This is a genomic window from Christiangramia sabulilitoris (assembly GCF_007050985.1).
In the GTDB taxonomy this organism is placed as follows: Bacteria; Bacteroidota; Bacteroidia; order Flavobacteriales; family Flavobacteriaceae; genus Christiangramia; species Christiangramia sabulilitoris.
The window spans coordinates 597,875-624,045 of the sequence record NZ_VHSF01000003.1 but is presented as its reverse complement, the minus strand read 5'-3'; the positions used below and the strand labels follow the sequence as shown (position 1 = coordinate 624,045).

Sequence of the window (26,171 nt, the reverse complement as noted above, 5' to 3'; positions counted from 1 at the left end):
TTGAATTGATTAGTTAGTTGATTATTAAAGCGTTAAAATATTAATTGTTTCTGTCATAGCCCAAAATGTTCAGCATATCTTCAGAATTTTGTTGTTCACGAAATAACCTGCTGGTTAATTCTCCGTTTTCATCAAAGTCTATTAATATATGTTTAGGCTGTGGAATAAGGCAATGCTGTAATCCCCCAAATCCACCGATGGTATCCTGATAAGCTCCGGTATTAAAGAAGCCTATATAAAGTGGTTTGTCTTTTTTAAACTTCGGTAGGTAAATAGCATTTGTATGTTGCTCAGAATTGTAATAATCATCGCTATCGCAGGTCAAACCTCCCAGTAATACCCGTTCATATTCCTCATTCCATCTATTCACCGCCAGCATTACGAATTTTTTGCTAATAGCCCAGGTATCAGGAAGTGTCGTGATAAATGAAGAATTGATCATATTCCATTTCTCACGGTCATTTTGTTGCTTCTGGTAGAGAACCTCGTAAATAGCTCCTCCGCTTTCACCGACCGTAAAACTTCCGAATTCGGTAAAAATATTTGGAACATCCACATGGGCTTCTTCGCAGGTAAGCTTGATCTGATTCACAATCTCGTCTACCATATATGCATAATCATATTCAAAAGCCAGAGAATTCTTAATTGGGAATCCTCCTCCAATGTTCAAACTATCCAGATTGGGACATATCTTTTTTAACGCGATATATACTTTTAGACACTTGTTCAACTCATTCCAATAGTAGGCTGTATCGCGAATCCCGGTGTTAATGAAGAAGTGCAGCATTTTAAGCTCCACATTTTCATTGTCTTTTATCTGCTTATTATAAAACGGCACGATATTTTTATAACCAATACCAAGTCTGGAGGTATAGAATTCAAATTTTGGTTCTTCTTCTGAAGCAATTCGTATCCCCACCTGGAATTTTCCTTCGATCCTTTCAGAAAGAAGGTCCAGCTCTTCATAATTATCTATTATCGGAAGGCAGTTCTTGTGACCACCATTAAGCAAACGGCTGATGTTTTCAATATACTGGTCTCTTTTAAAGCCATTACAGATCACCCAGCGGTCATCAGATATTTTCCCGGATTTCTTCAGTTTTTCCACGATGTTAATGTCGAAAGCTGAAGAAGTCTCGATATGAATATCATTCTTCAATGCCTCATTAAGAACATGCTCAAAATGCGAACTTTTGGTGCAATAGCAATAATTATATTTCCCTTTATAATCATGCTTCTCTATAGCCGCTTTGAACCAGCCTTTAGCTCGATTGATATTCTGAGAAATTTTTGGGAGATAAGTAAACTTTAACGGAGCTCCGTATTGTTTAACAAGTTCCATAAGATCTATGTCATGAAACTTCAACTGGGATCCATCAAGGTTGAATTCTTCCTGCGGGAAGTAATATGTCTGGTCTATTAAATCGCTGTACTTTGTATTCAATTTGTTAAATAAATTTAGGGCAAGAAATTAGAGAATAATTTATAGGGTCGAAAGGATCGACTGGTAAATTAATGTTAAGAAACGAATTCCTGGAGGTCTCAAAGCCAGCGAAAGAATATCGGGACTTGAGATTTTGAGAGACTGAAACAAATCCAGTCTTGGAAATAATGATTCTTTTCAATTACATAAAATCAAAACGAAACATTAGTTTTTGCCTCGTTCTTTAACGCGGTAAATGTATTAAAAAAATAAAAGGAAAAATTAAAAAAAATGTTAGTGCATACCGAGGTTAATTACCTCTTGCTGAGTAAGATTTCTAAATCTTCCGCGTGGAAGATCCTTTTTGGTAAGTCCGCCAAAAACTACACGATCAAGACTTTCCACCTCGTAACCTAAACTCTTAAAAATACGGGTCACGATATGCTCCTTGATGCTGTAAAGTTCGATGCCAACTTCGTTGTGAGGTTTGTCATCAATAAAGCTTACATTGGTAATGATCACTTTAGATCCTTCCAGGTAAACTCCTTTCTGGATATTTTCAAGGTCTTCTTTTGTTAGGTTCTTGTTCAAGGCAACATGATATATCTGCCTGATCCCGTTTTTCGGCTTGGCCAGTTTTTTGGCCAGGGTACCATCATTGGTGAAAAGCAAAAGTCCTTTAGCCTGGTTATCCAGTTTTCCAACTGGACTTACCTTGGCTTTAGTCGCTCTGGCCACTAATTCCATTACCGTACGGCCACCTTTCTCCGGATTACCGGTTACAAAGAAGCCTGCCGGTTTGTTTATGAGAATATATTCTGGTTTTTCAGGATTTAGTCTTCTGCCGTCAAAACGAACGTCGTCTTCCAGTTTAACCCGGTAGCCCATTTCAGTAACAGATTTACCATTCACCGTTACATTACCGGCGGCAATATACATATCTGCATCACGACGGGAACAAACCCCGGAATTGGCAATATATTTATTGAGCCTTATTCCCTCTGTATTGGTCAATGGGCTTTGCTCCATTTTTGGTTTGATAGGGGCATTACCGCGGGCCTGGGACTTCTTGCGAATTCCACCACCCTGACGTCCACTTTGTTTTCCTCCAGAAGAACGGTCGCTTCTGCTACCTGTATCTTTATTAGTTTTTCTGCCTGAAGATCTATCGTGTCTGCTCATACCAAATTTTTTGCAAAGATACATTATCCCCAATGAGGAAGGCAAGTATTTGAGAAAAGTTTTAGACTGAGCGGTTTATCTAAAAAACCCGGTTAAGTACCTCGTCGAGATCGATCAGCAAAATACTGAAAACTCCCACCACGATGATAAGCTTCAGGATATTATGAAGCAGTAAATACTGCCATTTAGCCTTGCTGAAATAGAGTAGAAGCATGAACACGGTTAGCAATATAAGCGAGACAAAAAAGTAATAGTCCATATATCCAAGTTCAAACCGGGTTACTAAAAGGTAGATAGGGATGACCGCACATAAGGTACATATTGCTAAAAAAAATTTGCTCCACTTTTCCCCGTATACCAGAGGAATAGTATGATAATTCTGCACCAGATCACCCTGCATGTTTTCCAGGTCTTTTACCAGTTCCCGCATTACGATCATAAGGTATAGAAAGGTTGCGTGGATGAAAATGACCGTCTCAAAATTCTTGTAATAAATAAATATCACAAAGAATGGGGTGATTGTAAGTATGGAAGCAACCAGGTTGCCCAGAAAAAGGATTTTCTTGAGCCTGTGTGAATACAGCCAGATGACGAATATGTAGATCGAAAAGAAAACAACCGCTCTAAAGGAAACGTAGCTTGCAAAAAAGATGGCCGCGAAATTCAGGATAAAATATACCGAAAGTTTGGTTCTCTGGCTCACCACTCTGTCCAGCATGGTTTTCTTGGGCCGGTTGATTAAATCCTTCTCACTATCGTAGAAATTATTAATAATATATCCAGAAGCGATCACACTGGAAGAAGCGAGGATAAGAAAGAAAAGATTAGGGTCAAAAAGTATATCTCTAAGGGGTTTTTCTGGCGCGAGGATAAAAGCTGAGGTGAGATATTGCGCAATAACCACTACCAGAATATTATATCCCCTTACCACAGAAAATAAACTGAATATTTTCAGTAGCAGGCGCTTGTTCGCTGAAGCTGCCATAAGATCTGTTTAGAAGTTATAAACCACTTCTAAATTATAATCTTTCAAGGCTTTCCTGGCTTTGTCTATATCCTCGGTAAATCCAAGAATATATCCACCGCCACCGGAACCACAAAGTTTAAGGTAATAATCGTTGGTTTCGATCCCGTTCTGCCACAATTTATGGAATTGAGCAGGGATCATTGGTTTGAAGTTATTTAATACCGTGTGCGATAATTTCTTAACATTCGAGAAAAGAGATTTTACATCTCCTTTAAGAAAATTGTCTACGCAGGCATCGGTTTGTGTAATAAACTGTTCTTTCAGCATTTTTCTGAAAGGTTCCTGCTTCATGTTTTCCATAAAGATGCTTACCATAGGAGCTGTGTCCCCGGTAATTCCACTATCCAGTAAGAATACTGCGCCGGTTCCGTTCGCTGTTTGCGAAGGTATACCTGCCGGTTCTATATTCTCTTTAGAATTGATAAGAATTGGAATGCTTAAATATGAATTCAAAGGATCAAGTCCCGAAGATTTTCCATGGAAGAAAGATTCCATTTCTCCGAAAATCTTTTTCAACTTCAAAAGCTTATCCCGGGTAAGATTCTCCAGTACGGTGATCTTGTCCAGGGCATATTTATCATAGATAGCCGCTACCAGGGCTCCACTACTTCCAACCCCATAACCCTGGGGGATACTCGAGTCAAAATACATTCCTTTGGAAATATCTTCCCTAAGATCATCAAGATCAAACTGGACCAGATCTGGATTGTTTTCCTGTAAACTTTCCAGATGAGAAGCAAATTTCCTAAGATTTTCGTTAGACTTTCTGGAGGCTTCATCAGGATTCTCATCCAGTTTAAGCGCGCCATTATAAAAGTTATAAGGAATAGATAAACCCTTGGAATCCTTGATGATCCCATACTCTCCGAAGAGAAGGATTTTCGAGTAAAAAAGCGGTCCTTTCATAAGTATCTAAGATTCTTTCAGGCAGTTAATGGGCTGAAAACTGATTAAAATTACAATTTTTTCGCTCCACCTCCAACTTGGTCGCAAATATAGTGCCCGTTTTGACAATACACAACTAACTCATTATTAATGAATTCTAAAATTTTAGTTTCATGATTTTCAGGGTATAAAACGTGCACATTTGCTCCTGCATCCAGGGTGAAGCAGACTGGGATTCCGGTAGTTTCTCTGTAAGACCAGATTTTGTTGATGATCTCCAGGGTATTTGGTTTCATCAGGATAAAATAAGGCAGGCTGCTCATCATCATCGAGTGCAGGGTAAGTGCTTCGCTTTCCACGATCTTTATGAATTCTGTAGTGTCTCCGTGTTTCAGGACAGGGATTAGTTTATCCAGATTTTCATGTGCCTGTGCAAAGCGATTTTCAGCAAAAGGGTGACCATGCATCAGGTCATGACCAACGGTACTGCTTACCTGTTTTTCCCCTTTATCTACTAAAAGGATTGTATCCCTGTAATTTTTAAAAATGTCATGAATCTCAAAAGGAAAAGGGATCGCATACTCATTAGATGAACCCGGAATATTCTTATGTTCACCCCAAACCACCAGGCCACCGTCTATGCTTCTCGAAGCACTACCAGATCCTAATCTGGCCAGGAATGAGGATTTCTTTGAGAAATAATCCTTTTCCATACCCGGGTATAATTCTTTCTCAAGGTGCATGATACATAAAGCAATAGCACTCATGCCACTTGCAGAAGAGGCGATCCCGCTGCTATGTGGAAAAGAATTTTCGCTATGGATCTCAAACTTATATTCCCTCAGGTAGGGGCAGTATTTTTCTATTCTCTCGAAGAACTTGAAGATCTTTGGTTTAAAATCCTGTTTGGCTTTTCCTTCAAAATAAAAATCAAAGTCAAATCCTGAAGTTTTTGACGCTTCCTTTATTCTGGAATACTTAAGAGTGGTTGTACTTTGGCAATTATCTAAAGTGAAACTGATAGATGGGTTGGCCGGAATCTGATTCTCCTTTTTCCCCCAGTACTTAACCAGCGCTATATTGCTGGGCGATTGCCAGGTAACTTCTCCAGACGCTTTGTATTCAGGTTGCTGTCTGGGAATAAAATCCTTTTGGGTCATCCTCTAAAATTTTTGCCAAAGTTAAACTTTTATGGCTTGGATTCCTGATATGGCAATTCAAATAAATTCCTATTTTAGTACAATTAACCGGACCGGTATGAACAGTAAATTATTCATAAGGAGTTCTTTTGCAGTCGTGATCTGTCTCATTTTTGGATTTATGGGGACGGTTGCTACCCAGACCGGCCTTGCAGAATGGTACCAGCATCTGGAAAAACCATGGTTTCACCTGGATGTAGATCTCTTTAGCTGGGTATGGATCTTTATGTATGTTTTAATGGGAGTTGCTGCCGGAATCGTCTGGTCCAAAGGATTTTACCATAAATGGGTAAAAACAGCTTTAATCCATTTTGGATTTCAACTTTCTTTAAATGGATTCTGGTTCCTGATTTTCTTTGCTTTAGAACAACCGTTGATCGCACTTCTTGACCTTATAATCCTTTTTATAGTTATCTTATTTACTATTAAATGGTTCAGGATTGTAAGTTCAACGGCGGCATATATGCTTATACCATATGCGGTCTGGGTATTATTTGCGATCGTATTTAATTTCGAGATCTGGAGGCTTAACTCATAGCTTTTGCCGCCAGGTAGCCTCCCGTCCAGGCATTCTGAAAATTAAAACCACCGGTGATGGCATCAATATTCAGGATCTCTCCTGCGAAATACAGATTTTTGTGAAGCTTGCTTTCAAAGGTTTTAAATTCTACTTCCCGTAGATCTATACCCCCGGCGGTAACAAATTCCTCTTTAAAGGTGCTCTTGCCATCAACCTTATAAATTGCTGAGGTTAGTTGTTTTGCCAGGGCGAGTAATTGTTCTTTGTTAAGATCTGCCCATTTGGTTTCCGGTTTTATTAAAGAAGCAGTGGTTATGCTTTGCCACAGTCTTTTTGGTAATTCGAACTGAGCTCTTTTAGAGACCTGCTGCTTTGAATTCGCAAATTTGAGCTCTTTAAGTTGGTCCAATATCTCGCTTTCAGAATAACCGGGCAGCCAGTTGACATTCATGCTGAATTTATAATTCATCATATTTAACTCCCGTGCTCCCCAGGCAGATAATTTCAGAATTGCAGGACCACTCATACCCCAATGTGTAATTAGCAAGGGTCCCGAACTCTGCAGGTTCCCGCCAGGGATAGTAACTTCAGCATCTGCTGCGATGCCGGCGAGGTCTTTTATTCTTGTATCCTTAATATTGAAAGTGAACAGGGAAGGGACGGCCTGGACTATAGCGTGTCCCATTTTTTCTAAAAGGTTCCAGACTTTGGAATTGCTGCCCGTGGCCAGCATTAATTTCTTCGTGATAAAATCTCCTGCGCTGGTCTGTAAATTCCACTCATCACCAGACTTCTGAAAATTCTTAAGACTATGACCTTTTTGAATTTCGATGTTGAGCCGGGTACATTCCCTGGTAAAACAATTGATTATAGTTTCAGAACTGTCGGTAATAGGAAACATACGGCCATCCTCTTCAGTTTTTAGTTCTATGCCACGTTTTTCGAACCACTCTATGGTATCACCGGTCATGAATTTATGGAAGGGGCCCCGAAGTTCTTTCTCTCCGCGGGGATATCTTTTTACAAGTTCTGCAGGGATGAATTCGGCATGGGTAACATTACAGCGTCCACCGCCGGAGACACGAACTTTGGTAAGCACCTCTTTTCCTCTTTCGAGAATTAGAATTTTTGATGCGGGATTATTCTCAGCAGCGTTTATGGCTGTAAAAAATCCGGCTGCACCACCACCAACAATAATTATATCATAAAGAGCCAAATCCTGCAATTTTTTTGAAGGACAAAAATAGGCAGATAATCCGGGCTTAAGAAATTTGTCAGGACTTCAAAGCCAGCGTGGGATTATGCAGCCGGTTTGGATAGTCTGAAATGATACCATCCACTCCAAAATCTATCATTCTCTGGATATCTTCCCTTTCGTTAACGGTCCAGACATTCACTTTAAAGCCCGCGTCGTGGCTAAGTCTGGTATTATCCCTGGTTATAATGCCTAAGGAAGGATGAATTGCGATCGCGCTCAATCTTTTGCCCACTTCAATAGCTTCGGGCACACTGGCTTTACTCAGGACGGCAATTGGAACATCGGCATTTAAATTTCTTATTTCAAAAAGTTCATTTTTCTGAAAACTGGAAACGATAAAATCTTCATATTTCCATGTTCCTGCGGCGACTTTTTCCTGTAAAACACAATGAACCGGTGCAGCCGTATTAAGACCTTTTAATTCTATGTTGAGCATACAGCTGCCTTCCAGTAAGTCCAGCACCTCAGATAATAATGGGATCTTGTATTTACCTTCTATTCTTAATTTACGGATCTCTTCTGCAGGCCGTTTGGCAATTTCTCCACTTCCATCTGTGGTGCGATCCAGGGTGAAATCATGTATGACCCAAAGTTCGCCGGTGGCACATTTATGTACATCAATTTCTATAGCATCCACGCCCAGTTCGAGCGCTTTCTGAATACTTTCAAGAGTATTTTCAGCCAGATGACCCTTTGCGCCTCTATGGCCTATTTTTAAAAAATCAATCATATTCAAATTTATTCAATTAATTCATTTGATCACATTATTAACGGTATCAAGGCTATAAATGTAATATTGACAAAGGTTTATGAGTGCTTAACATTTAGTTAGAGGTGCAGCTGATTAATTTAGTGATCTAACCAATTTCAACAGATATGAAAAAGCGAAAATCTATTTCAGGTTTAAGTTTTAATCTGCAGGATTTATATTTCAAAAAGCAATAATTATGGAAAAATGGTTTCAGTTCAAAGAAGCGAACCTTCTTGCAATTTGTCTTACGGCTATTGGAATATATATAGCAATCATTGTTTATACCAGGCTAGCGGGGAAGCGAAGTTTTTCCAAAATGTCAAGTTTTGACTTTGCTATGACCGTGGCAGTGGGTTCCATGATCGCCACTACAGTATTATCCAAGAGCGTGAGCTTGTGGGAAGGTATAGTAGGTCTTGGTATGGTCTATATTTTACAAATATCGGTGGCTTTACTTCGGCGTTTTAAAACGGTTAAGAGAATGGTGGATAACAATCCTCTATTATTAATGGATGGTAAAGAGATTTTATATGATAATCTAAAAAAAGCAAGGGTAACCGTAGGTGACCTTCGCTCTAAACTGCGGGAAGCAAACGTCATCAAACTGGAAGAGGTAAAGGCGGTGGTTTATGAAGCTACCGGAGATATTTCAGTATTGCATAGCCAAAACTATGACCAGGATCTGGCAGATTGGCTTTTAAAGGATGTAGAGAGGGAGCAACATATTGGTTTTTAGATCATAAAGATAACGGCGCCTGTGGCAAATAATATATGAGCGATCAATAACTGGAAATAGAATTCTTTCATAGTAATCTCGGCGGGATTATTAGACAGGCTGAACATTAAATACCAGCTCAGGATAGATAGGCTTCCGGCAAATATTCCGTAGATAAAAATAGAAAAAAAGGAAATTTTAAAGGTGAAAATAAGATGGAACATATAGAATAAGGTCATTAGAATAATGCCGATAGAAAAATGTACCACCCAGCCGATCAGGGAATTGTTTGAGGGGTTCATGCTATCTGAGGTAGACCTGCGCAGGATCATATTTAGCAATTGCGGTTCGCGGAATTGTTTAGCCCTCAGCCTGGGAATTAAATAGCTAAAAGCAGTCATTAGTAGGGTTCCGAGAATGCCGGCCAATATAACCTTAAGAAGTTCCATTTGATCAAAGCTAGTTTTCGATTATATAAATTACTTAAAATAAGCATATTATGGAAATAAATTATGAAGTTCCTGTGAAGGGATCAGGAAAAGGTTCCAGGAAGAAAATGAAGATAAGGAAGGAATTTGAAAATTTTATTCTAGGCCAGGATCATCCATGTATCATGGCGAAGACTGTATTTAGTATGGACCAGGTGGAAATGCATACCTATCCAGATTTTGGAGAGTCGGGCAATGCAAAAACAATTCTAAAAGATCTCAGGGAATATATCCGGGACTATGATTTTGAATCAAATGATTTTAAAACTTTCCTGGCAGTATTTCCAGATTCGCCTGATTATTCCGAACTTGAATTCGAAAATATTTTATGGAAACAACTGGAAAACCTGCACCTGGCAGATGATGCAGAATGGGATAAGGAGGTAAGTCCAGATCCTGAAAGTGAACATTTTAGTTTTAGTCTTGCCGGGAAAGCTTTTTATATCGTAGGGATGCATCCCGGAGCTTCCAGAATGGCCAGACAGGCTCCTTATACGGCCATAGCTTTCAACCTGCACTGGCAGTTTGAGAAATTACGGGAGATGGGAAGTTATGAAACAGTTCGGGACAAAATAAGGGAGCGTGATAAAGAATTACAGGGCTCCATTAACCCCGTATTACAGGATTTTGGAAAAGATAGTGAAGCTAAGCAATATAGTGGCCGGAAGGTAGAAAAAGAGTGGAAATGCCCCTTCCATAATGCTAATTAGAATAAATGTACAGACCTGAAAAATATATAAAAGACGATAAGGATTTCGTCTTTTCCTTTATGCGAGAAAATCCTTTTGCTAGTTTCATTATGAAAGTGAAAGAGTTGGTGGGTACCCATATACCCGTTCTGGCCGAAGGTGATGAAAATGAGTGGATCCTTTATTCCCACATGGCAAATCATAATAAGCAGTCGAAACTACTCGAAAACGGAGCTGAAGCTCTGGTTATTTTTCATGGCCCGCACAGCTATATATCTTCCTCCTGGTATAAAGAAAAGGATATCAGCACATGGGACTATTCCGCGGTTCATGTCAATGCGAGGATAAGATTGCAAACCCGGAAGGAGCTGGAAGTTTCCCTGGAAAAACTTGTGAGGCATTTTGAAAAGGAACAACAAGAACCGCTATTCTATAAAGATATTCCGGAGGATATGCTATCCTCACATTTACCACTTATTACCGGCTTCTGGCTTGAACCCTATAAGGTTGAGGGGATTGCGAAATTACATCAATCCTACTCTTCTGAAGATATTTTAAGGGTTACCGATAAACTGGAGCAGTCGGGTGAATGTATGCATAAAAAAATTGCTCAGGATATTATGAACCAGAATAAGAATAAACTAAAATCTTAAAATGAATACCATAGAGAAACAAACCGGTACCGCTTTTAAATTGAAGAATGGGGAAAAACTTAAGGTAATAGATCCAAAAGGGCAGCAGGTAAGTGATATGGTTCTTTTCAATGCGAAGGATCCCCGGGAAAAAATATCTGGTGGAAAAACACTTGATTTTGAAGAATCCATTCTTATAACAAAAGGAGATCATCTATGGAGCAACCGAAGCAACAAAATGATGGAAATCATTGAGGATACCAATGGCAGGAATGATTTTTTGCTGGCTCCCTGTAGTCCGGAAACTTTTAAGATCATGTATAAAAATGATGCATATCATCCCAGCTGCTTTGAAAACCTTCATACCAACCTGGCTAAATTTAATATAGAGCCAGATGATATTCCTACAGCTTTCAATATTTTCATGAATGTTCAATTTGCTGCAAATGGAAAATTAAGCGTTGATCCACCCCTAAGCAAGCCCGGAGATTATGTTCTTTTTGAAGCTAAAATGGACCTGATCGTGGGTTTAACAGCTTGTTCTGCTGAAGATAGTAACGGTGGCAGCTTTAAGCCTATACATTACGAAATCATCAACCAGTGATGGTTTTTAATATGACTATTGAAACTTGTCTTTTCAGGTGTTTTTCTTCCTGTATCTCATGTTCAGCATTTCTATGGCAAGAGAGAAGAAAACCGCGAAATAGATATACCCTTTAGGAACATGATAATGAGCGCCTTCCACGATAAGCATGACCCCGATCAATATTAGAAATGAAAGAGCCAGGATCTGTATGGTGGGGTGATCATTTACAAACTCCCCTACCGGTTTCGCAAAGATCATCATAACAATGATCGCAATTGCCACGGCGATGATCATAAGAATGATCTCATCTGTAAGACCCACCGCGGTTAAAATCGAATCGAAGGAAAAAACCAGGTCCAGTAATACAATTTGAACGATCGCAGTAGAGAAGCTCATCATCTTCGTTTTCTTTCCTGTTTCAAGGTTCGTTTCCTGTCCTTCTACTTTATGATGTATTTCCAGAGTACTTTTCACAAGTAAAAATATACCGCCGGCAATTAGAATAATATCCCTCCAGCTTAGTTCAAAACTTGCTACCGTAAGTACCGGTTTGGTAAGACCAATAATCCAGGTGATGCTTAATAAAAGCAATATTCTCATCACCAGCGCAATCGTGAGACCGCCCAGACGAGCCTTTTTCTGACTTTCTTCTGGTACGCGCCCGGCCACCAGCGAAATAAAAATAATATTATCTATTCCCAGAACTATTTCCAGAAAAGTCAGGGTAAGTAAGGCTACCCATGTATCGGGTTGTAAAAAAATTTCCATTTAATAGCGATTGGCGAAGTATCAAAATTATTGAAAAAACAATAGCATGTAGTTAAATAAATTACAAAGCAACTGCTATAAAATGGTTAAAAATTGATCACTCGAAGCCAAATTTGATACTGATACCACCATAAACCGAGATCTGGTAAAAGTCATAATCTGTTCTCCAGCGGTTCTCCCCGCGCAGATATACAAAAAACCTGTCGAAATGATATTCGGCCCGGGCATTAAGTGCCAGGGAGGGATAAGTCTTCCATGGTCTTCTAATGAATGAAAGGGATAGATCTGCGGCCGGAGTAAATTTTTTGCCAGGTCTCAAAACAAACCCCGGATTAACGCCCATAGATTCATATTCTATAGCCTGGAAAGTTTCGTAATAAGCAAGAATACTAAAACCTACATTGCGGTACCCGATACTAAATGTGCCGTCATAAGATGCATCATTTACAGTGCCGCCTATGGTGGCATTTCGTAAATCTACCCCCATGCCGGCGAACCAGTAAACTTCTTCCCGGGTGAGCCAGGATTGCGAATATGTGGTCTGGGAAAGCAGCAGCACTAAAATAAAAATTAACCTTTTCATCCAATCTCGTCTAATAGCAACTTTGCGATTTACCGCCCGCCTGCCGTGAATTAGTCGATTTAAGTTGTTGGTTTAAGGTTGATTATGAAGATACTAATAATAATTGACCGGGTTGCTTTACATAGTAATTCTTAACTTAAATATAAGTCACTTTTAAGTAATCGGGATGGAGATGATGAGCAGAATTAGCAAAATTTGGAAAAGGTATTACGGGAGGTATTATAGAAAGCAATTTTCGATATAAATGAATTTTCTACTTTACTACTGCAAGAACTCACTGCATGAAATTAAAAAAGCTCTTTCATTACGTAATTCACAATAAATCTGTTTCAAAGCAAATTATTCTGGAATAATATAATGCTGGAACATTATCACGTGCTGGACAGTCTGGCGGTCAAAATTATAGATAGTACTGGTTAGGGTTTTAATAGATCCTTGAAATTACCGCAGACTATTTTGTTCAAATTACAGGAGTTTGTTAATTTCATTAAAATTATGATTAGTTCATGAAGAACATTCTTTACCTCACAGATCTCTATTACGAGGCTAATGGCCGAGTCTATTCTGAAGAAGATCTTTATATAACCTCCAGGTTAAGGTCGCATTTTGACATCACTATTGCCCATCCCCTTGAAGCGATCCCGCTGCTGAATGAGACAGACCTGGTGGTATTTAGAAATACCGGACCGGTCATTGGTTATCAGGAATATTTTAATGAATTCCTTAATGCAGTAAAGCAAAGAAGCATGCTGACTTTTAATTCCTTCGACGGAAAAGGGGATATTAAAGGGAAACAATATTTACCAGAACTCACCAAACTGGGTTATCCTGTGATTCCAACTATTGAAGATAAAGACCAGCTGCATCAACTGGGGGAACATGAAAAATATGTGCTGAAATTGAAGAATGGTGCCGATTCTATTGGAATGCAGATCTTGAACGCACAGGAATTAGGAAACGCAGATGTTACCGGAATGCTTATCCAGCCTTTTATAAATTTTACCTATGAAGTATCGTTCTATTTCCTGAATAATAAATTTCAATATGCCTTATACGCTCCAAATCCAAATAAACGCTGGGAGCTTTCAGCTCACGAGCCAACACAGGAGGATCTTGATTTTGCTGAAAAATTCATAAAATGGAATAATATGACTCATGGAATAACCCGGATAGATGCCTGTAAATTACCCGATGGTTCATTACTGCTCGTAGAACTGGAGGATCTAAATCCATATCTTTCCATAGATCGTCTTAACGATGAAAAGAGAGAGCGGTTCATAAAGAACCTTCAGGAAGTCCTGACAGATCTGAAAGAACCACTGGATAAAATCATGCCTCAGGAAATATGATTTTAAGACCTCAAATCAAAATATTAAAGCTTCAGAACTAAATTTTAATTTTCTTATATGATAAGCAAGAATCAACATCCAATGAAGTTAGCTATGGTTAGTATCTTCGTCGAAGATCCTGCCAAGGCTTTTAAATATTACACCAATACGCTTGGTTTTCTTGAGGTTATGTTCTCTCCGGAAAATTATATTGCTATCATAAAATCTCCTCTGGGAACAGACCCTACTACCATTTTGCTGGAACCAACTGAGCCTAACGGTATACAGGTTGCCAGGGATTACAAGAAGAAATTATATGAAATGGGTATCCCGGTGATCAGCTTCAGTGCACAGGATATTCATGAAACTACCCGGGAACTAAAAAATAAAGGAGTGGTTTTTAAAAAGGATCCGGTTAAAACTGACTATGGTTTTGAAGCGGTTTTTGACGACGATAACGGGAATTATATTCAGCTTTTACAAATGGATTAATAGTCCTTCCCGAAAAGGGCTTATTTAACCTGTTTCTGGTATTTCCAAAAGCCGAAATCAAAAGGTTTTCAAAACTACCGTTTTATATGGTGACAGACTCTCCATCCGGTACTAGAAATCTGGAACCTAATTTCCAGCTCGATCGAAATTAATCTGCTTTCTCCTAAAATACCCGGGAAAAACCATTGACCTCGGATAACATTGCTCATTATATGAATTACAGCATATAGTAATGTTGCAGGGTTTCTGCCTTAGGATTGCGAAAAAGGTAGATCTTAAATCTGAACCTGAGTTATTCATGAACTCACGGCTTTTTTATGAATTTAAATGAACTAAATTTCAGGTAGTTTGATAAGCATTATCAACACATAAAATATTCTAAATATTTGATTACCTTTAACTTATGCCGATCTGCCTCACGGTTTTAATTTCAAAACTTTAATAAAACAATTCAAATTATGAAAAATTTCATTTTATCTCTGGCGCTTATTTTATTGAGTGGGAATATGCTCTTGGCTCAAAGCAGTTCGATCGAAAAGGATGTCGAAATGTATAACCGGGTTTGGGATGAGGTCATTAATAGTGGCGACTTAGATCAAATAAATAAAGAGCATTTTCAGGAAGATGTAGTTCTCGTGAACACTCCAGAGAACATTGTAGGTATAGAGGCCTTTAAAGCCCATTACAAAAATTTTATCACGGGCTTTTCAGAGCGTGAATTCACGGTAAAAAACATTTTTGGAGAAGGAGATAATATTGCAAAACACTGGCATTTTAAAGGCAAGCATAGCGGAACTTTTTTTGGTATTCCAGGAACGGGGAAGGAAGTGGATGTGGAAGGAGTTACTCTGGTGAAAATGAAAAATGGAAAAATAGCCAAGGAACATGATTTTATGGATAGTATGGTCTTTCTTCAGCAATTAGGCCTGATGTCTAACCCGGACAATGTTAAAATCGTTGACGGTTTGTATAAATCTTTTAGTGCTGGAGATATTCCCGGTGTACTTGCTAAGATGGATAAAGATATAGTATGGAATGAGGCAGAAGGTAATGATTATGCCGATGGAAATCCTTATGTGGGACCAGATGCTGTATTGAATGGGATTTTTGCCAGGGTAGGAGAAGACCATGAATATTTTAAACTCACAGACATTAAATTGCATGAAATGAGCAATAATCAGGTGCTGGCCACTTTAAGGTATAATGCCAAAGTGAAAAAGAATGCGAAAACCTATGACGTTCAGGCGGCCCATTTATGGACCCTGAATGATGGGAAGATCATAGCTTTCCAGCAATATGTAGATACAAAGCAACTCAGCGAAGCCAATGCAGATTAGAATCCGGTTCTGGAGAAGGTTAAAGTTACCAGGCCTTATCCAATCCGTAATTGAGCTTTTTAAAATGTGATAAAGAGAGGTAATATGAAAATTTTAAAATTACTTTTTATTACGCTTTTTCTGGCCTTTAGTTCCTGCGAGTCCAATGCAAAAAAAGAAAGAAAGCTGGAAGAGGTTGAAAAAGAAATGGCCCATACCAGGATCGAGCGTATGGAAAAGGATATCGGTGCTACTTTAAATGATATTCAGGAAGCATGGAATACAAATAATAAAACCTTATTTAGAAAAGTCACCAATGAAGATCTAACCCGGTTTACCAATGGAAAAAAAGAAATTTCTACACGTGCAGAATACCTTAATATGATGAATTCTTTTCATGAAGGTTTCTCCAATGTGAATGTTGAAATTACCGGCGAGACTCAATTTGCAGACCATAAATCCTATTCCAGTTTTATATTTTCCGGGGATAATACAGGTGATTTTATGGGAAATCCACCAACTCAGCGATCTGTGAGTATAATTGGTTTTTCCATCTGGTCATATAATGAGGATGGCATAGCTATTCAGGAAGAAGTATATTATGATAACCATGAACTTCTTAATCAGCTCGGCTACGTTACAAGCTTTCCGGAATAGTAAGCGTAATTATAAATTAGCGGTGAGAAAACTTTACATCCATATCTTCATTTATTAAATATAAAACACTGAAAATCAAATACTTTTAACTAACTTTAAGAATAGCTCCGGATTTTTATGTTAAAAATTCGACCTCATGAAAAAATATATCATTTTCCTCGCTTCCTGCATTCTGTTTTCCGCCGTATCACTGGCGCAAAAAAAAGAAAAGGTCAAAGGTGATAAAGAAGTAATTAGCACCAGCAACGAGATCATTGGTGAATTCAACCATCTTGAAATTTCTGATAACCTGGAAGTCGAAATACAAACCTCGAACAGGAATTCTTATGTTCTTACCACAGACCAGAATCTCGCCGAGGAGGTTGAGGTGAGAGTAAGTAACGGGGTTTTGAAAGTTTACACCCGCAGTAAAATTGTAAAAAATAAAAAACTCCATATTTTCCTTAACCTTACGGGTATAGAAAGTATTACTATAAATGATGATGCGGTGCTCGAGACCAGCTCTGAATTCGATACAGACAAGATCACCATTTATGCAAACAATTCTTCACAATTTGATATTAAACTGGATGTAAATTCTTCAGCAGAGATCATTATGAGTGATAATTCCAAAGGGAAATTAGATTTACGTGCCGGGAATATTGTGATTAATATGGAGAAAAGATCAGATCTAAAGGCAGACCTTCAAACCGATGATCTAAATGTAGTGCTGAATAAATCTGCAAGTGCGAAACTAGATGGAAAGGCCACTAATGTGGTTTTTAACCTGGAAGGAAATTCAAACCTGAATGCTAAGAAACTCAATGCTCAAACGGCTGTTTTAAATTCAAAGAACAAGTCTGATATTTACGTTGATGCCAGCAAAAGTATCGAAATAGATGCCGAAGGAAAGAGCACTATTTATGTATATGGTAATCCTGATATTCAGGTAAAGGGGTTAACCGATAAATCGAAAATCATAAAAAAATAAACGGAGCATCAACCGCATTAAATATATAATTCAAATTTTCTTCCGCTCCGGCATTAGTAATTTTTAAAGTAACAATCTCTTCAAATCTATAAAATGAATGCTGACTTTCCAGGCTGGGAACAGAATCATTAATACAATACACAATTTATGAAACGTAGAGAATTCGCCCGCTTAGCGGGTCTTAGTGTAATCGCGATCTCTGCAACAGGATTTCTAAAATTTAATGGTGAAAATTATGTGGCAGATTGCGTGACCACCACAGATATCTTAGGTCCTTTTTATCGCCCGGACAGTCCTTTAAGAACTAATCTGGTAATTAAGGATATGCCCGGAGAAATAGTGGAACTATCCGGAAAAATAAGGCATAAGGACTGTTTGACGGCTTATAAAAATGCAAAAATAGAACTATGGCATTGTTCCCATGATGGAGTCTATGATAATAGTTCAGATGAATTCAGGTATCGTGGAACCACGATTAGTGATGATGAGGGAAAATATAAATTCATCACCCAGATGCCGGTGCCCTATGATACCGGTGGTGGAAATTACAGGCCGGCACATTTTCATTTACTCATTACCGCCAACGGTTACAAGAGTTTGATAACCCAGATATATTTTAAAGACGATCCTTATCTTCTTTCAGACCCTTCTTCCTCCAGTCCTCAGGCTAAGGAGCGAATCCTGAAACTTAAAAAAAATAATGATATTTACAAGATCGGTTTTGACTGTAACATGAACGATGTGCTAAAGGTTACCGACGATTCTATTCAAAAAATAACCGGTGAGTATAGGAATATTGGTACTGGAACAGTTGTAACGTTTTTTGCCCGGGATGGCGATTTATGGGTTAAGAATGAGGTCTTCGGAAAAATATATACCTACAGCGGGAATAATTCTTTTGAATACGGAGGCTTGCCAGAAGGAATGTTTGAAAAACTGGATTTTAAGCTTGAAAAGGATGGAGAAGTAAGCCTCACTAAAACAACTTCTTATGGTGATGGCAAACAAAAGGTGAACAGATTTAAAAGATTGAAAGCTTTATAAGAGTTTTTTATTTACCGGACTTTCTAAATTTAACTTAGGTTTGCAGCGATTTTATTATCAAGCCTGAAGTTAATATGAGATCTGAATTAGATATTTCTACCTGGAATCGTAAAGAGCATTTTGAATTTTTCTCAAAATTTGAAGAACCGTTTTTTGGAATGGCGGTGAATGTCGATTGTACCCTGGCTTATAAAAAAAGTAAGGAAGAGGGCATGTCCTTTTTTCTATATTATCTCTATCTGGCTTCCCGGGCTGTTAATTCCATTGAAAATTTTAAGTACAGGATATCCGGGGAAAAGGTTTTTATTTACGATAAGATCAACGCGTCGGCGACAATAAGCCGGGAGGATAATACCTTTGGTTTTTCGAATATTATCCACGATGATGATCTCAAGGTTTTTTTACAAAATGCCGAAAATGAAATTGCCAGGGTAAGGTTTGGCAGCGGCTTGATGTTAGACGAAATTCGTCTTAATGAGGTACATTATTCTGCAATTCCCTGGGTAAATTTTACCTCGCTCTCTCATTCCCGGAGTTTTACCGGCCAGGACAGCTGTCCAAAAATATCATTTGGTAAATGTATTTCTGATAATGGTAAAAAAATAATGCCGGTTTCCATACATGCTCATCACGCATTAATGGATGGTTACCATATAGGATTGTTTGTAGAAAAGTTTCAGGCACTCCTTAATGATTAGACGAAACAGATCTGCTAATTAAGTCTTTCCTAACCTTTTTTTCAATCCTCCAGATCTGGAGAATTATCGCTTCTGGCTCCAGTATTTGCAGCATAATATCTAACAATCAAATACAAAGATATTTTCAGTCTAACGCATCATGGTTAATGTAATCAATTAAAAATCATATATTTATGATTGATTGGTGATCCTTTCAGGACCTGTGTTATGTCAGAATTTTTACTAATGTTGTTGATTACCCCTGGAAATACCAGATGACCATTTTTCCGCCCCTGCTTTAAACACGCCTTTGCAAAAAGTGTAATTTTTATTTCTGTCGATATGAATTTGAAAAGATCTATGATCATAGGGATTGTTGGTGCCTTAATAGGCCTTGTTGCCTGGGAAATATATTGGAGAAATCACAACTTGGTACCAGATCTTGATGATGATGACGACCTATGGGTGATCCATAGGGAAGCCGTAGAAGATGCGACTGAAGATGATGTGGTCATAGTTGGGTCGTCAAGAGTATATTTCGACCTGCAGCTTGATAAATGGGAGGAAGAAACCGGGAAAAGACCAATACAACTGGCCATTGAGGGTACTTCGCCCTTATACGCCTTTGACGACCTGGTGAATAATACTGACTTTAATGGTACCATTGTGGTAGGTGTAACTGCAGGGCTGTTTTTTTCCACCCTTTTTCCAGAAGCTCCTCCCAATGAGAAGGTGGTGAGCAGAATCAAATATTATGAAGACCGTACCTATGCTGATAGATTAAACTACAACCTTTCCATACCATTGCAAAGTTCATTTGCATTTATCAGTGATGTTTCGGGAGTTGACGGAATCAAACTGAAAGCATTGCTCGATGAAATAGAAGTAGGTCAGCGGGTTCCCGATCCTATGCCTCCTTTCCATAAATTTTCAGAGGTGGATATCAATAGAAATTTGAGGATGACCACTAGAACCGCTACAGATACTGCTTTTGCTGGTACTATAAAGAAAGTCTGGCTTTTCTTCAACCAGGCTGGATCTGAAAATGTTCCGGAAAAAGAAGCGACCACCAATTTTTTTATAGAAAATGTAAAGAAATTCAAGAATAGAGGAGGCGAGGTTATTCTCGTGCGATGTCCATCTACTGGAGAATTGAGAGAACACGAGAATCAGGTTTTTCCGCGTAATGAATTCTGGGATCCATTGGTGGAAAAATCAGATGTTCCTGCTTATCATTTTGAGGATTATGAATCACTAAGAGGATTTGATTGTCCCGAATGGTCCCACCTTTCAGCTGAGGATGCAGATATTTTTACCGCTTCCCTGGTACGTATTTTAGTAAAGGATGGGTATCTGTCTAAATGAATTTTAAGCTTTAATGATCTAATAAATTAGAATATGCTATTTAACTCTTTGGGTTTTATTTTGTTCCTGGGACTGGTTCTTTTTCTTTATTATACCGGGATATTAAGCTGGACGAACAGAAAGCGAATGCTTTTACTGGCAAGTTATCTCTTCTATGGATTATGGAACCCACCCCTAGTGATCCTTTTATGGATTTCAACAATCGTAGATTGGACAGCCGGAAATAAACTGGCCGTAGAGAAAAATAGTGGACGTAGAAAAATGTGGTTGCTGTTGAGCATGTTTACCAACCTGGGCTTCCTTGCCTTTTTTAAATACGGAGACTTTCTTCTTGAAAATTTCACAACTGGTGTTAATGCCCTAGGAATGACCTATGAACCACAACCCATGGATATTATTCTGCCAATGGGGATTTCTTTCTACACATTTCAAACCATGTCTTATACCATAGATATGTATTATCAAAGAATAAAACCGGCCAGGACATTTCTGGATTTTGCCCTCTATGTAACTTTTTTTCCCCAATTGGTGGCAGGGCCAATCGTACGCGCAAAAGATCTCATAAGCCAGTTTTACGATGAGAAAAAAGCAACTGCAAATCAATTCATGTGGGGCAGCTTTTTGCTGACTATTGGATTATTTCAAAAGGTAGTCCTTGCAGACACGTTGTTATCTGGCACAGCAGATGCGGTATTTGGAGCCGGTGTGGTTTTGAATGGCCTCGATGCGTGGATTGGAACACTTGCATTTTCAGGACAGATTTTCTTTGATTTTGCCGGTTACTCCACCTGTGCTATCGGAATTGCTTTGATGTTGGGGATCATCCTGCCAGATAACTTTAAATATCCCTATGCGGCAATAGGTTTTTCAGACCTGTGGAGCAGATGGCATATCTCACTATCAACCTGGCTAAGAGATTACCTTTACATTCCTTTGGGAGGAAATAAAAATGGAATAACCAGGATGTATGTTGCTCTTATTCTCACCATGCTTCTGGGAGGTTTGTGGCACGGGGCGGCCTGGACCTTTGTGGTTTGGGGGGCACTGCACGGTTTATACCTCGTAGTTGAAAGGTTTCTCAGATCTAAGGTTAGACTCAAGATCAACCCAATAAATGGTATTTTTCTGGCGCTGTTAACCTATACTTGTGTAAATATTACCTGGGTTTTCTTCAGGGCCAGGGAATTCGAAACTGCCAGGAACATGATAAGTTCTATGTTCTTTATCAATAACGATGGGGTAAAACTTTTACAATATTTCGATATTTTCAAGGTGATGGTGGTGGTTAGCCTTTTGTTTATTTGCCATTATTTAATGCGAAACTCTTCTTTAAAGGAACTTTCGCTTAAAGCCCCTGCCTGGTTATTCGGAGTAGGATGGGCCATCATGCTATTTCTTATAGTAATCTCACAGGGTAGCGGGCAACAATTTATTTATTTTCAGTTTTAGGCATCTGGATAAACAATGAAAAATGGAAATACTTAAAACCGATCTGGAAAGATTCAGACATATAGAAGATTTTCCTTACAAGGAAAACCATATAAAATTCGGAGCGCTGGACATGCATTATATCGATGTAGGGGAAGGTGAGGTAATACTCGCTTTACATGGCGAACCCACCTGGTCTTACCTCTACAGGAAATTCGTTCCTGTTTTAAAGCATTACCGCTTTATAGCTCCAGATATGATAGGTTTTGGTAAATCTGATAAGATCGTAGGCTGTAAGAACTATACTTTTGATCTTCATTTTAGATCGCTTAAAAATTTTATTGACAAACTCGAGCTGAACGATATAACCTTGGTAGTTCAGGATTGGGGTGGTCTTTTAGGTTTGAGCCTGGTTGGCGAATTGCCTGAAAGATTCAAAAGGGTGGTCATATTGAATACGTTCCTGCCCAAGGGAAAAAAACTTCCCTGGTATTTCAGGTTATGGCAAATGTATGCCCGGTATCACCCTTGGCTTTCAGCTGGGCGAATAGTAAAATTCGCCAGTTTCGGAAAGATCTCAAAGCAGGTTAGAAAGGCCTACGACAGTCCTTTCCCTTCCAAAAAATACAAAGATGGGGCCAAAGCCTTTCCGCAACTGGTGCCTTCGAGCCCCGATGATGAAGGAGTAGATAGGATGATAAAGGCCAGAAAAGTCCTTTCAGAATGGAATAAACCGGCATTGATCATGTTTTCTGATAAGGATCCCGTATTTAGTGGTTTGGAAAACTTCTTTCATAAACTAATTCCGGGAAGTATTGGTGATAAACCAATCATCATAAAAGGAGCCGGACATTTTTTACAGGAGGAGAAAGGAGAGGAGATAGCTGCTTATATAGATAGGTTTATGAAAGGAGAAAAAGTAGAAGCTGAGTCCTGATCTTATGTAACATTCTCATCTTTGAGCGTCCTATAAATAGAAGATCATAGAATATGGATCGATTAAGACTTCCGCAAAACTACCTGGTTTTTGGCCTTCCCCTGTTAATGATCTCCGCCATGGTCGTTCTTTCAATGACAGCAACTTTTAAAGAGAATGTTGAGCTCTTTTCTATAGGTGTTAGCTTCGACCTATTAATCACTATTCCGCTGGTTTATTTTCTATTAATCAGGAAAACCAGGATCCCGAAAACTACCCTTGTTCCTTTACTGGTTTTTTCTTTAATCATAGGCAAATATATTATCCCGGGTGAGCACCATTATTACCTTGATCTTTTCAAGATTTGGGGACTTCCAGTAATAGAAATATTCGTTTTAGGCTTCGTTATTTTAAAGGTTCATAAGGCGATTAAGCAATTTAATCTGAATAAAGAAAATGAAACTGATTTTTACAGCATATTAAAAAAGAGCTGTAATGAGCTTTTTCCTAAACCATTTGTAGTTCCTGTGGTTACCGAAATTGCTGTTTTTTATTATGGATTTCTATATTGGAAAAAAAGACCAATAAGAACAAATGAGTTTCTATATCACAAAGAGAGTGGCTCGGTTTCTTTACTGGCCGTGTTGATCTTCCTGATCATAATTGAAACCATCGTACTGCATATTCTTTTGGCTATGTGGAGTAATACTTTCGCGTGGTTACTTTCATTACTTAGTGCTTATTCATTGATCCAGATATTTGGCTTTATGCGTTCTATGTCTAAAAGGCCTGTTATTATTGGGCAGAACAAGTTATATCTACGATATGGGATAATGAGTGAAGCGGTTGTAAAAATAGAGGATATAAAAGCAATCGAAATTTCATCTAAAGACATCGAATTGAATTCCGAAACCAGGAAACTTTCATTTCTCGGTTCTCTTGAAAGCCATAATCTGGTCCTGTATTTAAAAAGGGAAAATACTTTATATGGACTTTATGGAAGAAAAAGTACCTTCAAGACACTGCTTTTACATATTGATGAGAAACATAAATTTAAAGAGCAAATTGAAGTCTCTGTAAACTTTAATGCTGAATAAAAACTTCTCATATCTTTATTTTAATCCCGGGTTTCTGAATCGCGTTTCGAGGTCTTAGCCACTTGAACTTTTCTTTTTTGTATTTTAGAAATCAATTAAGGATTTCCAAAAAATCAATTCACATGAATCTTAGATCTATTTTAATTTTACTGCTTTGTATTTTACCAATAATTTCATTTTCACAACTAAACAGGAAAGAAAAGAAGATTGTGAAATCTGTTGATAAGCATGAAGCTGAAGCTCTGGAATTATTGACTAAAGCGGTAAACATTAACAGCGGGACCATGAATTTTCAGGGTGTCAGGGAGGTAGGAAAACTGTTTCAGAAAGAACTGGATAAACTGGGATTTGAAACTAAACTCACTTCGGGCGAAGCCTTTGGAAGGGCTGGACATCTCGTGGCTACTCATAAGGGTAAACCTGGTCTCAAATTGCTTTTAATAGGTCATCTTGATACTGTTTTTGAACTCGATAGTCCGTTTCAAACTTCCACTAAGGTCAATGATTCGGTAATGAAAGCGCCGGGAGTGGCAGATATGAAAGGCGGGGACGTGATTATAATTCTGGCGATGCAGGCTCTTAAGGAAGCCGGAGTGCTGGATAATATGTCTGTTGAAATTGTAATGACCGGCGATGAAGAGAAGAGTGGTTCTCCTCTGGATCTTTCAAAAAAGGATCTCATAGATGCAGCAAAATGGGCAGATGTGGCTTTAGGTTTTGAGAATGGTGATGGTAATCCAGAAACTATCGTAGTGGCCAGAAGAGGTTCTGCGGGATGGAAACTGGAGGTAACCGGGAATGCTGCACACTCATCCCAGGTTTTTTCTGAAAAGGTGGGAACAGGAGCTATCTATGAAACTTCAAGGATTCTGAATGAATTTTATCAGCAATTATCGAAAGAAGAAAATCTAACTTTTAATCCAGGATTTATTCTCGGAGGAACCTCAGTGGATCTTAAGGAAGATGAAACCGGGGGCACAGCATTTGGTAAAACTAATGTCGTAGCCGAAAAAGCTGTGGTTAAAGGTGATATCCGGGCAGTTTCCTTAGAACAGCTTGAGATGGCTAAGAAGCTTATGAATAATATAGTTTCAGAAAATTATCCCGGGACAAATGCCAAACTCACCTTCGACCCTGGAGGTTATCCTCCCCTGGGTCTTACTGATGGGAATACCGAATTATTAGAATATTACAGTCAGATTAGCCAGAAGCTTGGTTATGGAATTGTTTATCCTGTAAACCCGCGCAATGCCGGTGCAGCAGATATTTCATTTACCGCTGGTCATGTAGATATGGCCGTGGATGGCCTTGGGCTCAGTGGAGCAGATGACCATACGGTCAATGAAACAGGTAATATTAATAAGCTTGGGGTTCAGGCGAAAAGAGCAGCTTTATTGATGTACCGTTTATCTGAAATGAAAAAATTTAAAGAGTAATAGCCAGTTAAAATATTTGTAAGAATTTTATTAAATTCACCTATTACCTGTAGAGAAGGAATTTGGCTAAATAAGATTCAGGTATCAGCTTTAGATATTAATCTTCAATCTTATATATGGAATTCGCCGGAAAAAAAACAGTTACCATTGGTACATACGTTCCTAAGCCAATCGACAGGATCTGGGAATTATGGACAAATCCTGATCATATTAAAAAATGGAATTCTGCGGGAGTAGACTGGCATTGCCCTAATGCCGTTAATGACTTAAAACCTGGCGGAAAATTTAACTGGCGCATGGAGAATGTCGATGGCAGTGACGGCTTTGATTTCTCGGGTACCTTCAGAAAAATATCCGATAAGCATAAGATTATTTTGAAATTAGACGACGATAGAATGGTAACTATAGATTTTACCAGGCTTGAAAATGGAACCAAAATAACGGAAACCTTCGAGGTGGAAGATGAAAATTCTATAGAGAATCAGAGAAAAGGCTGGCAGGCAATTCTGGATAATTTTAAGGTTTATGCCATGAACGAAAGTGCTGACAATCCTTAATTAAAACAAAGTCTTATTCAGACCATTTCCTAACCTCTGTCCATATTAACCTGATAAAACTTCTTCTTTTTATCTTGCCTGCAATAGGTTACAATTTTCCATATCTGAAAAAAATATAATTTTCCTACTTCTGAAGTTTAGATTTCGAAAATTAATACTTAGTTTTATCGTTCAAATCGGGC

The 26,171-nt window shown here is 38.5% G+C and carries 28 protein-coding genes; 18 read left to right on the top strand and 10 right to left on the bottom strand.

The window, feature by feature from the left end; all coding sequences use genetic code 11:
- Window positions 1–40: 40 nt before the first annotated feature.
- The 5 genes from FGM01_RS12975 to FGM01_RS12955 form a co-directional block, all read right to left on the bottom strand.
- Complete coding sequence (locus tag FGM01_RS12975) at window positions 41–1,444, bottom strand: arginine decarboxylase (RefSeq protein ID WP_143411591.1); 1,404 nt, start codon at window positions 1,442–1,444, stop codon at window positions 41–43.
- A 273-nt stretch (window positions 1,445–1,717) separates the two neighbouring features.
- The gene (locus FGM01_RS12970) at window positions 1,718–2,605 is read right to left on the bottom strand and encodes a pseudouridine synthase (protein WP_143411590.1); all 888 of its coding nucleotides are present in this window, start codon (window positions 2,603–2,605) and stop codon (window positions 1,718–1,720) included.
- Window positions 2,606–2,684: 79 nt separating this feature from the next.
- On the bottom strand, window positions 2,685–3,590 hold the full coding sequence (locus FGM01_RS12965) for a geranylgeranylglycerol-phosphate geranylgeranyltransferase (protein WP_143411589.1): 906 nt from the start codon (window positions 3,588–3,590) through the stop codon (window positions 2,685–2,687).
- 9 nt (window positions 3,591–3,599) lie between these two features.
- The gene (locus tag FGM01_RS12960; RefSeq protein WP_143411588.1) at window positions 3,600–4,538 is read right to left on the bottom strand and encodes a mevalonate kinase family protein; all 939 of its coding nucleotides are present in this window, start codon (window positions 4,536–4,538) and stop codon (window positions 3,600–3,602) included.
- 50 nt (window positions 4,539–4,588) lie between these two features.
- Window positions 4,589–5,677 (bottom strand): diphosphomevalonate decarboxylase, encoded by a 1,089-nt coding sequence (locus FGM01_RS12955; protein WP_143411587.1) that lies wholly within the window; start codon window positions 5,675–5,677, stop codon window positions 4,589–4,591.
- 97 nt (window positions 5,678–5,774) lie between these two features.
- Between FGM01_RS12955 and FGM01_RS12950 the strand changes: the two genes are divergently transcribed.
- Complete coding sequence (locus FGM01_RS12950) at window positions 5,775–6,254, top strand: TspO/MBR family protein (protein ID WP_143411586.1); 480 nt, start codon at window positions 5,775–5,777, stop codon at window positions 6,252–6,254.
- On the opposite strand, the gene FGM01_RS12945 is transcribed toward FGM01_RS12950, so the two are convergent.
- Together FGM01_RS12945 and FGM01_RS12940 are read right to left on the bottom strand one after the other, a co-directional pair.
- Complete coding sequence (locus tag FGM01_RS12945) at window positions 6,244–7,452, bottom strand: BaiN/RdsA family NAD(P)/FAD-dependent oxidoreductase (RefSeq protein ID WP_143411750.1); 1,209 nt, start codon at window positions 7,450–7,452, stop codon at window positions 6,244–6,246. The two genes, FGM01_RS12950 and FGM01_RS12945, sit on opposite strands and share 11 nt — an antisense overlap.
- 58 nt (window positions 7,453–7,510) lie before the next feature.
- Window positions 7,511–8,224, bottom strand: a complete 714-nt coding sequence (locus FGM01_RS12940) for a glycerophosphodiester phosphodiesterase (protein ID WP_143411585.1) — start codon at window positions 8,222–8,224, stop codon at window positions 7,511–7,513.
- Between the two features lie 217 nt (window positions 8,225–8,441).
- Between FGM01_RS12940 and FGM01_RS12935 the strand changes: the two genes are divergently transcribed.
- A complete protein-coding gene (locus tag FGM01_RS12935) occupies window positions 8,442–8,981 on the top strand; it encodes a DUF421 domain-containing protein (RefSeq protein ID WP_143411584.1) in 540 nt (179 codons plus the stop codon).
- Here FGM01_RS12935 and FGM01_RS12930 read toward each other — a convergent pair.
- A complete protein-coding gene (locus FGM01_RS12930) occupies window positions 8,978–9,409 on the bottom strand; it encodes a hypothetical protein (RefSeq protein WP_143411583.1) in 432 nt (143 codons plus the stop codon). The two genes, FGM01_RS12935 and FGM01_RS12930, sit on opposite strands and share 4 nt — an antisense overlap.
- A gap of 50 nt (window positions 9,410–9,459) precedes the next feature.
- On the opposite strand from FGM01_RS12930, the gene gntA reads away from it, so the two are divergent.
- Genes gntA through FGM01_RS12915 form a run of 3 tightly spaced genes read left to right on the top strand, consistent with a single transcriptional unit; the run spans window position 9,460 to window position 11,373 of the window.
- On the top strand, window positions 9,460–10,158 hold the full coding sequence (gene gntA, locus FGM01_RS12925) for a guanitoxin biosynthesis heme-dependent pre-guanitoxin N-hydroxylase GntA (RefSeq protein ID WP_143411582.1): 699 nt from the start codon (window positions 9,460–9,462) through the stop codon (window positions 10,156–10,158).
- A gap of 5 nt (window positions 10,159–10,163) precedes the next feature.
- Window positions 10,164–10,790 (top strand): FMN-binding negative transcriptional regulator, encoded by a 627-nt coding sequence (locus FGM01_RS12920; RefSeq protein ID WP_143411581.1) that lies wholly within the window; start codon window positions 10,164–10,166, stop codon window positions 10,788–10,790.
- A gap of 1 nt (window position 10,791) precedes the next feature.
- Window positions 10,792–11,373, top strand: coding sequence for a DUF1989 domain-containing protein (locus FGM01_RS12915; RefSeq protein ID WP_143411580.1), 582 nt, complete (start codon window positions 10,792–10,794; stop codon window positions 11,371–11,373).
- Window positions 11,374–11,406: 33 nt separating this feature from the next.
- Here FGM01_RS12915 and FGM01_RS12910 read toward each other — a convergent pair whose 3' ends face one another.
- Both FGM01_RS12910 and FGM01_RS12905 read right to left on the bottom strand, forming a co-directional pair.
- On the bottom strand, window positions 11,407–12,123 hold the full coding sequence (locus FGM01_RS12910) for a TerC family protein (protein WP_143411579.1): 717 nt from the start codon (window positions 12,121–12,123) through the stop codon (window positions 11,407–11,409).
- Between the two features lie 97 nt (window positions 12,124–12,220).
- Window positions 12,221–12,706, bottom strand: a complete 486-nt coding sequence (locus FGM01_RS12905) for a hypothetical protein (protein WP_143411578.1) — start codon at window positions 12,704–12,706, stop codon at window positions 12,221–12,223.
- 506 nt (window positions 12,707–13,212) lie between these two features.
- On the opposite strand from FGM01_RS12905, the gene FGM01_RS12900 reads away from it, so the two are divergent.
- The 13 genes from FGM01_RS12900 (at window position 13,213) to FGM01_RS12840 (ending at window position 25,989) form a co-directional block, all read left to right on the top strand.
- Window positions 13,213–14,055 carry a hypothetical protein gene (locus tag FGM01_RS12900; protein WP_143411577.1) on the top strand — a complete coding sequence of 281 codons (843 nt, stop codon included), beginning with the start codon at window positions 13,213–13,215 and terminating at the stop codon, window positions 14,053–14,055.
- Between the two features lie 57 nt (window positions 14,056–14,112).
- A complete protein-coding gene (locus FGM01_RS12895; RefSeq protein ID WP_143411576.1) occupies window positions 14,113–14,526 on the top strand; it encodes a VOC family protein in 414 nt (137 codons plus the stop codon).
- Between the two features lie 458 nt (window positions 14,527–14,984).
- Window positions 14,985–15,863: an ester cyclase gene (locus tag FGM01_RS12890; RefSeq protein WP_143411575.1), complete on the top strand. Its 879-nt coding sequence runs from the start codon at window positions 14,985–14,987 to the stop codon at window positions 15,861–15,863.
- Between the two features lie 84 nt (window positions 15,864–15,947).
- Complete coding sequence (locus FGM01_RS12885) at window positions 15,948–16,499, top strand: ester cyclase (RefSeq protein WP_143411574.1); 552 nt, start codon at window positions 15,948–15,950, stop codon at window positions 16,497–16,499.
- Between the two features lie 136 nt (window positions 16,500–16,635).
- Complete coding sequence (locus FGM01_RS12880) at window positions 16,636–17,469, top strand: GIN domain-containing protein (RefSeq protein ID WP_143411573.1); 834 nt, start codon at window positions 16,636–16,638, stop codon at window positions 17,467–17,469.
- Between the two features lie 147 nt (window positions 17,470–17,616).
- Entirely contained in the window at window positions 17,617–18,513 is an 897-nt protein-coding gene (locus FGM01_RS12875; RefSeq protein ID WP_143411572.1) for a dioxygenase family protein, read from the top strand.
- Between the two features lie 74 nt (window positions 18,514–18,587).
- The gene (locus FGM01_RS12870; protein WP_143411571.1) at window positions 18,588–19,211 is read left to right on the top strand and encodes a chloramphenicol acetyltransferase; all 624 of its coding nucleotides are present in this window, start codon (window positions 18,588–18,590) and stop codon (window positions 19,209–19,211) included.
- A 321-nt stretch (window positions 19,212–19,532) separates the two neighbouring features.
- Window positions 19,533–20,555, top strand: a complete 1,023-nt coding sequence (locus FGM01_RS12865; RefSeq protein ID WP_143411570.1) for a hypothetical protein — start codon at window positions 19,533–19,535, stop codon at window positions 20,553–20,555.
- A 33-nt stretch (window positions 20,556–20,588) separates the two neighbouring features.
- Window positions 20,589–22,004 (top strand): MBOAT family O-acyltransferase, encoded by a 1,416-nt coding sequence (locus FGM01_RS12860; protein WP_143411569.1) that lies wholly within the window; start codon window positions 20,589–20,591, stop codon window positions 22,002–22,004.
- 22 nt (window positions 22,005–22,026) lie between these two features.
- Complete coding sequence (locus FGM01_RS12855) at window positions 22,027–22,920, top strand: haloalkane dehalogenase (protein WP_143411568.1); 894 nt, start codon at window positions 22,027–22,029, stop codon at window positions 22,918–22,920.
- A gap of 53 nt (window positions 22,921–22,973) precedes the next feature.
- Window positions 22,974–23,996, top strand: coding sequence for a hypothetical protein (locus tag FGM01_RS12850; RefSeq protein WP_143411567.1), 1,023 nt, complete (start codon window positions 22,974–22,976; stop codon window positions 23,994–23,996).
- Between the two features lie 122 nt (window positions 23,997–24,118).
- A complete protein-coding gene (locus tag FGM01_RS12845; protein ID WP_143411566.1) occupies window positions 24,119–25,432 on the top strand; it encodes a M20/M25/M40 family metallo-hydrolase in 1,314 nt (437 codons plus the stop codon).
- A gap of 116 nt (window positions 25,433–25,548) precedes the next feature.
- A complete protein-coding gene (locus FGM01_RS12840; RefSeq protein WP_143411565.1) occupies window positions 25,549–25,989 on the top strand; it encodes an SRPBCC domain-containing protein in 441 nt (146 codons plus the stop codon).
- Window positions 25,990–26,171 lie beyond the last annotated feature (182 nt).

Excerpts from the sequence above, each read along its gene's own strand:
- FGM01_RS12970 (WP_143411590.1), bottom strand. The coding sequence starts at position 2,605 with ATGAGCAGACACGATAGATCTTCAGGCAGAAAAACTAATAAAGATACA.
- FGM01_RS12965 (WP_143411589.1), bottom strand. The coding sequence starts at position 3,590 with ATGGCAGCTTCAGCGAACAAGCGCCTGCTACTGAAAATATTCAGTTTA.
- FGM01_RS12960 (WP_143411588.1), bottom strand. The coding sequence starts at position 4,538 with ATGAAAGGACCGCTTTTTTACTCGAAAATCCTTCTCTTCGGAGAGTAT.
- FGM01_RS12955 (WP_143411587.1), bottom strand. The coding sequence starts at position 5,677 with ATGACCCAAAAGGATTTTATTCCCAGACAGCAACCTGAATACAAAGCG.
- FGM01_RS12950 (WP_143411586.1), top strand. The coding sequence starts at position 5,775 with ATGAACAGTAAATTATTCATAAGGAGTTCTTTTGCAGTCGTGATCTGT.
- FGM01_RS12940 (WP_143411585.1), bottom strand. The coding sequence starts at position 8,224 with ATGATTGATTTTTTAAAAATAGGCCATAGAGGCGCAAAGGGTCATCTG.
- FGM01_RS12935 (WP_143411584.1), top strand. The coding sequence starts at position 8,442 with ATGGAAAAATGGTTTCAGTTCAAAGAAGCGAACCTTCTTGCAATTTGT.
- FGM01_RS12930 (WP_143411583.1), bottom strand. The coding sequence starts at position 9,409 with ATGGAACTTCTTAAGGTTATATTGGCCGGCATTCTCGGAACCCTACTA.
- gntA (WP_143411582.1), top strand. The coding sequence starts at position 9,460 with ATGGAAATAAATTATGAAGTTCCTGTGAAGGGATCAGGAAAAGGTTCC.
- FGM01_RS12920 (WP_143411581.1), top strand. The coding sequence starts at position 10,164 with ATGTACAGACCTGAAAAATATATAAAAGACGATAAGGATTTCGTCTTT.
- FGM01_RS12915 (WP_143411580.1), top strand. The coding sequence starts at position 10,792 with ATGAATACCATAGAGAAACAAACCGGTACCGCTTTTAAATTGAAGAAT.
- FGM01_RS12910 (WP_143411579.1), bottom strand. The coding sequence starts at position 12,123 with ATGGAAATTTTTTTACAACCCGATACATGGGTAGCCTTACTTACCCTG.
- FGM01_RS12905 (WP_143411578.1), bottom strand. The coding sequence starts at position 12,706 with ATGAAAAGGTTAATTTTTATTTTAGTGCTGCTGCTTTCCCAGACCACA.
- FGM01_RS12900 (WP_143411577.1), top strand. The coding sequence starts at position 13,213 with ATGAAGAACATTCTTTACCTCACAGATCTCTATTACGAGGCTAATGGC.
- FGM01_RS12895 (WP_143411576.1), top strand. The coding sequence starts at position 14,113 with ATGATAAGCAAGAATCAACATCCAATGAAGTTAGCTATGGTTAGTATC.
- FGM01_RS12890 (WP_143411575.1), top strand. The coding sequence starts at position 14,985 with ATGAAAAATTTCATTTTATCTCTGGCGCTTATTTTATTGAGTGGGAAT.
- FGM01_RS12885 (WP_143411574.1), top strand. The coding sequence starts at position 15,948 with ATGAAAATTTTAAAATTACTTTTTATTACGCTTTTTCTGGCCTTTAGT.
- FGM01_RS12880 (WP_143411573.1), top strand. The coding sequence starts at position 16,636 with ATGAAAAAATATATCATTTTCCTCGCTTCCTGCATTCTGTTTTCCGCC.
- FGM01_RS12875 (WP_143411572.1), top strand. The coding sequence starts at position 17,617 with ATGAAACGTAGAGAATTCGCCCGCTTAGCGGGTCTTAGTGTAATCGCG.
- FGM01_RS12870 (WP_143411571.1), top strand. The coding sequence starts at position 18,588 with ATGAGATCTGAATTAGATATTTCTACCTGGAATCGTAAAGAGCATTTT.
- FGM01_RS12865 (WP_143411570.1), top strand. The coding sequence starts at position 19,533 with ATGAATTTGAAAAGATCTATGATCATAGGGATTGTTGGTGCCTTAATA.
- FGM01_RS12860 (WP_143411569.1), top strand. The coding sequence starts at position 20,589 with ATGCTATTTAACTCTTTGGGTTTTATTTTGTTCCTGGGACTGGTTCTT.
- FGM01_RS12855 (WP_143411568.1), top strand. The coding sequence starts at position 22,027 with ATGGAAATACTTAAAACCGATCTGGAAAGATTCAGACATATAGAAGAT.
- FGM01_RS12850 (WP_143411567.1), top strand. The coding sequence starts at position 22,974 with ATGGATCGATTAAGACTTCCGCAAAACTACCTGGTTTTTGGCCTTCCC.
- FGM01_RS12845 (WP_143411566.1), top strand. The coding sequence starts at position 24,119 with ATGAATCTTAGATCTATTTTAATTTTACTGCTTTGTATTTTACCAATA.
- FGM01_RS12840 (WP_143411565.1), top strand. The coding sequence starts at position 25,549 with ATGGAATTCGCCGGAAAAAAAACAGTTACCATTGGTACATACGTTCCT.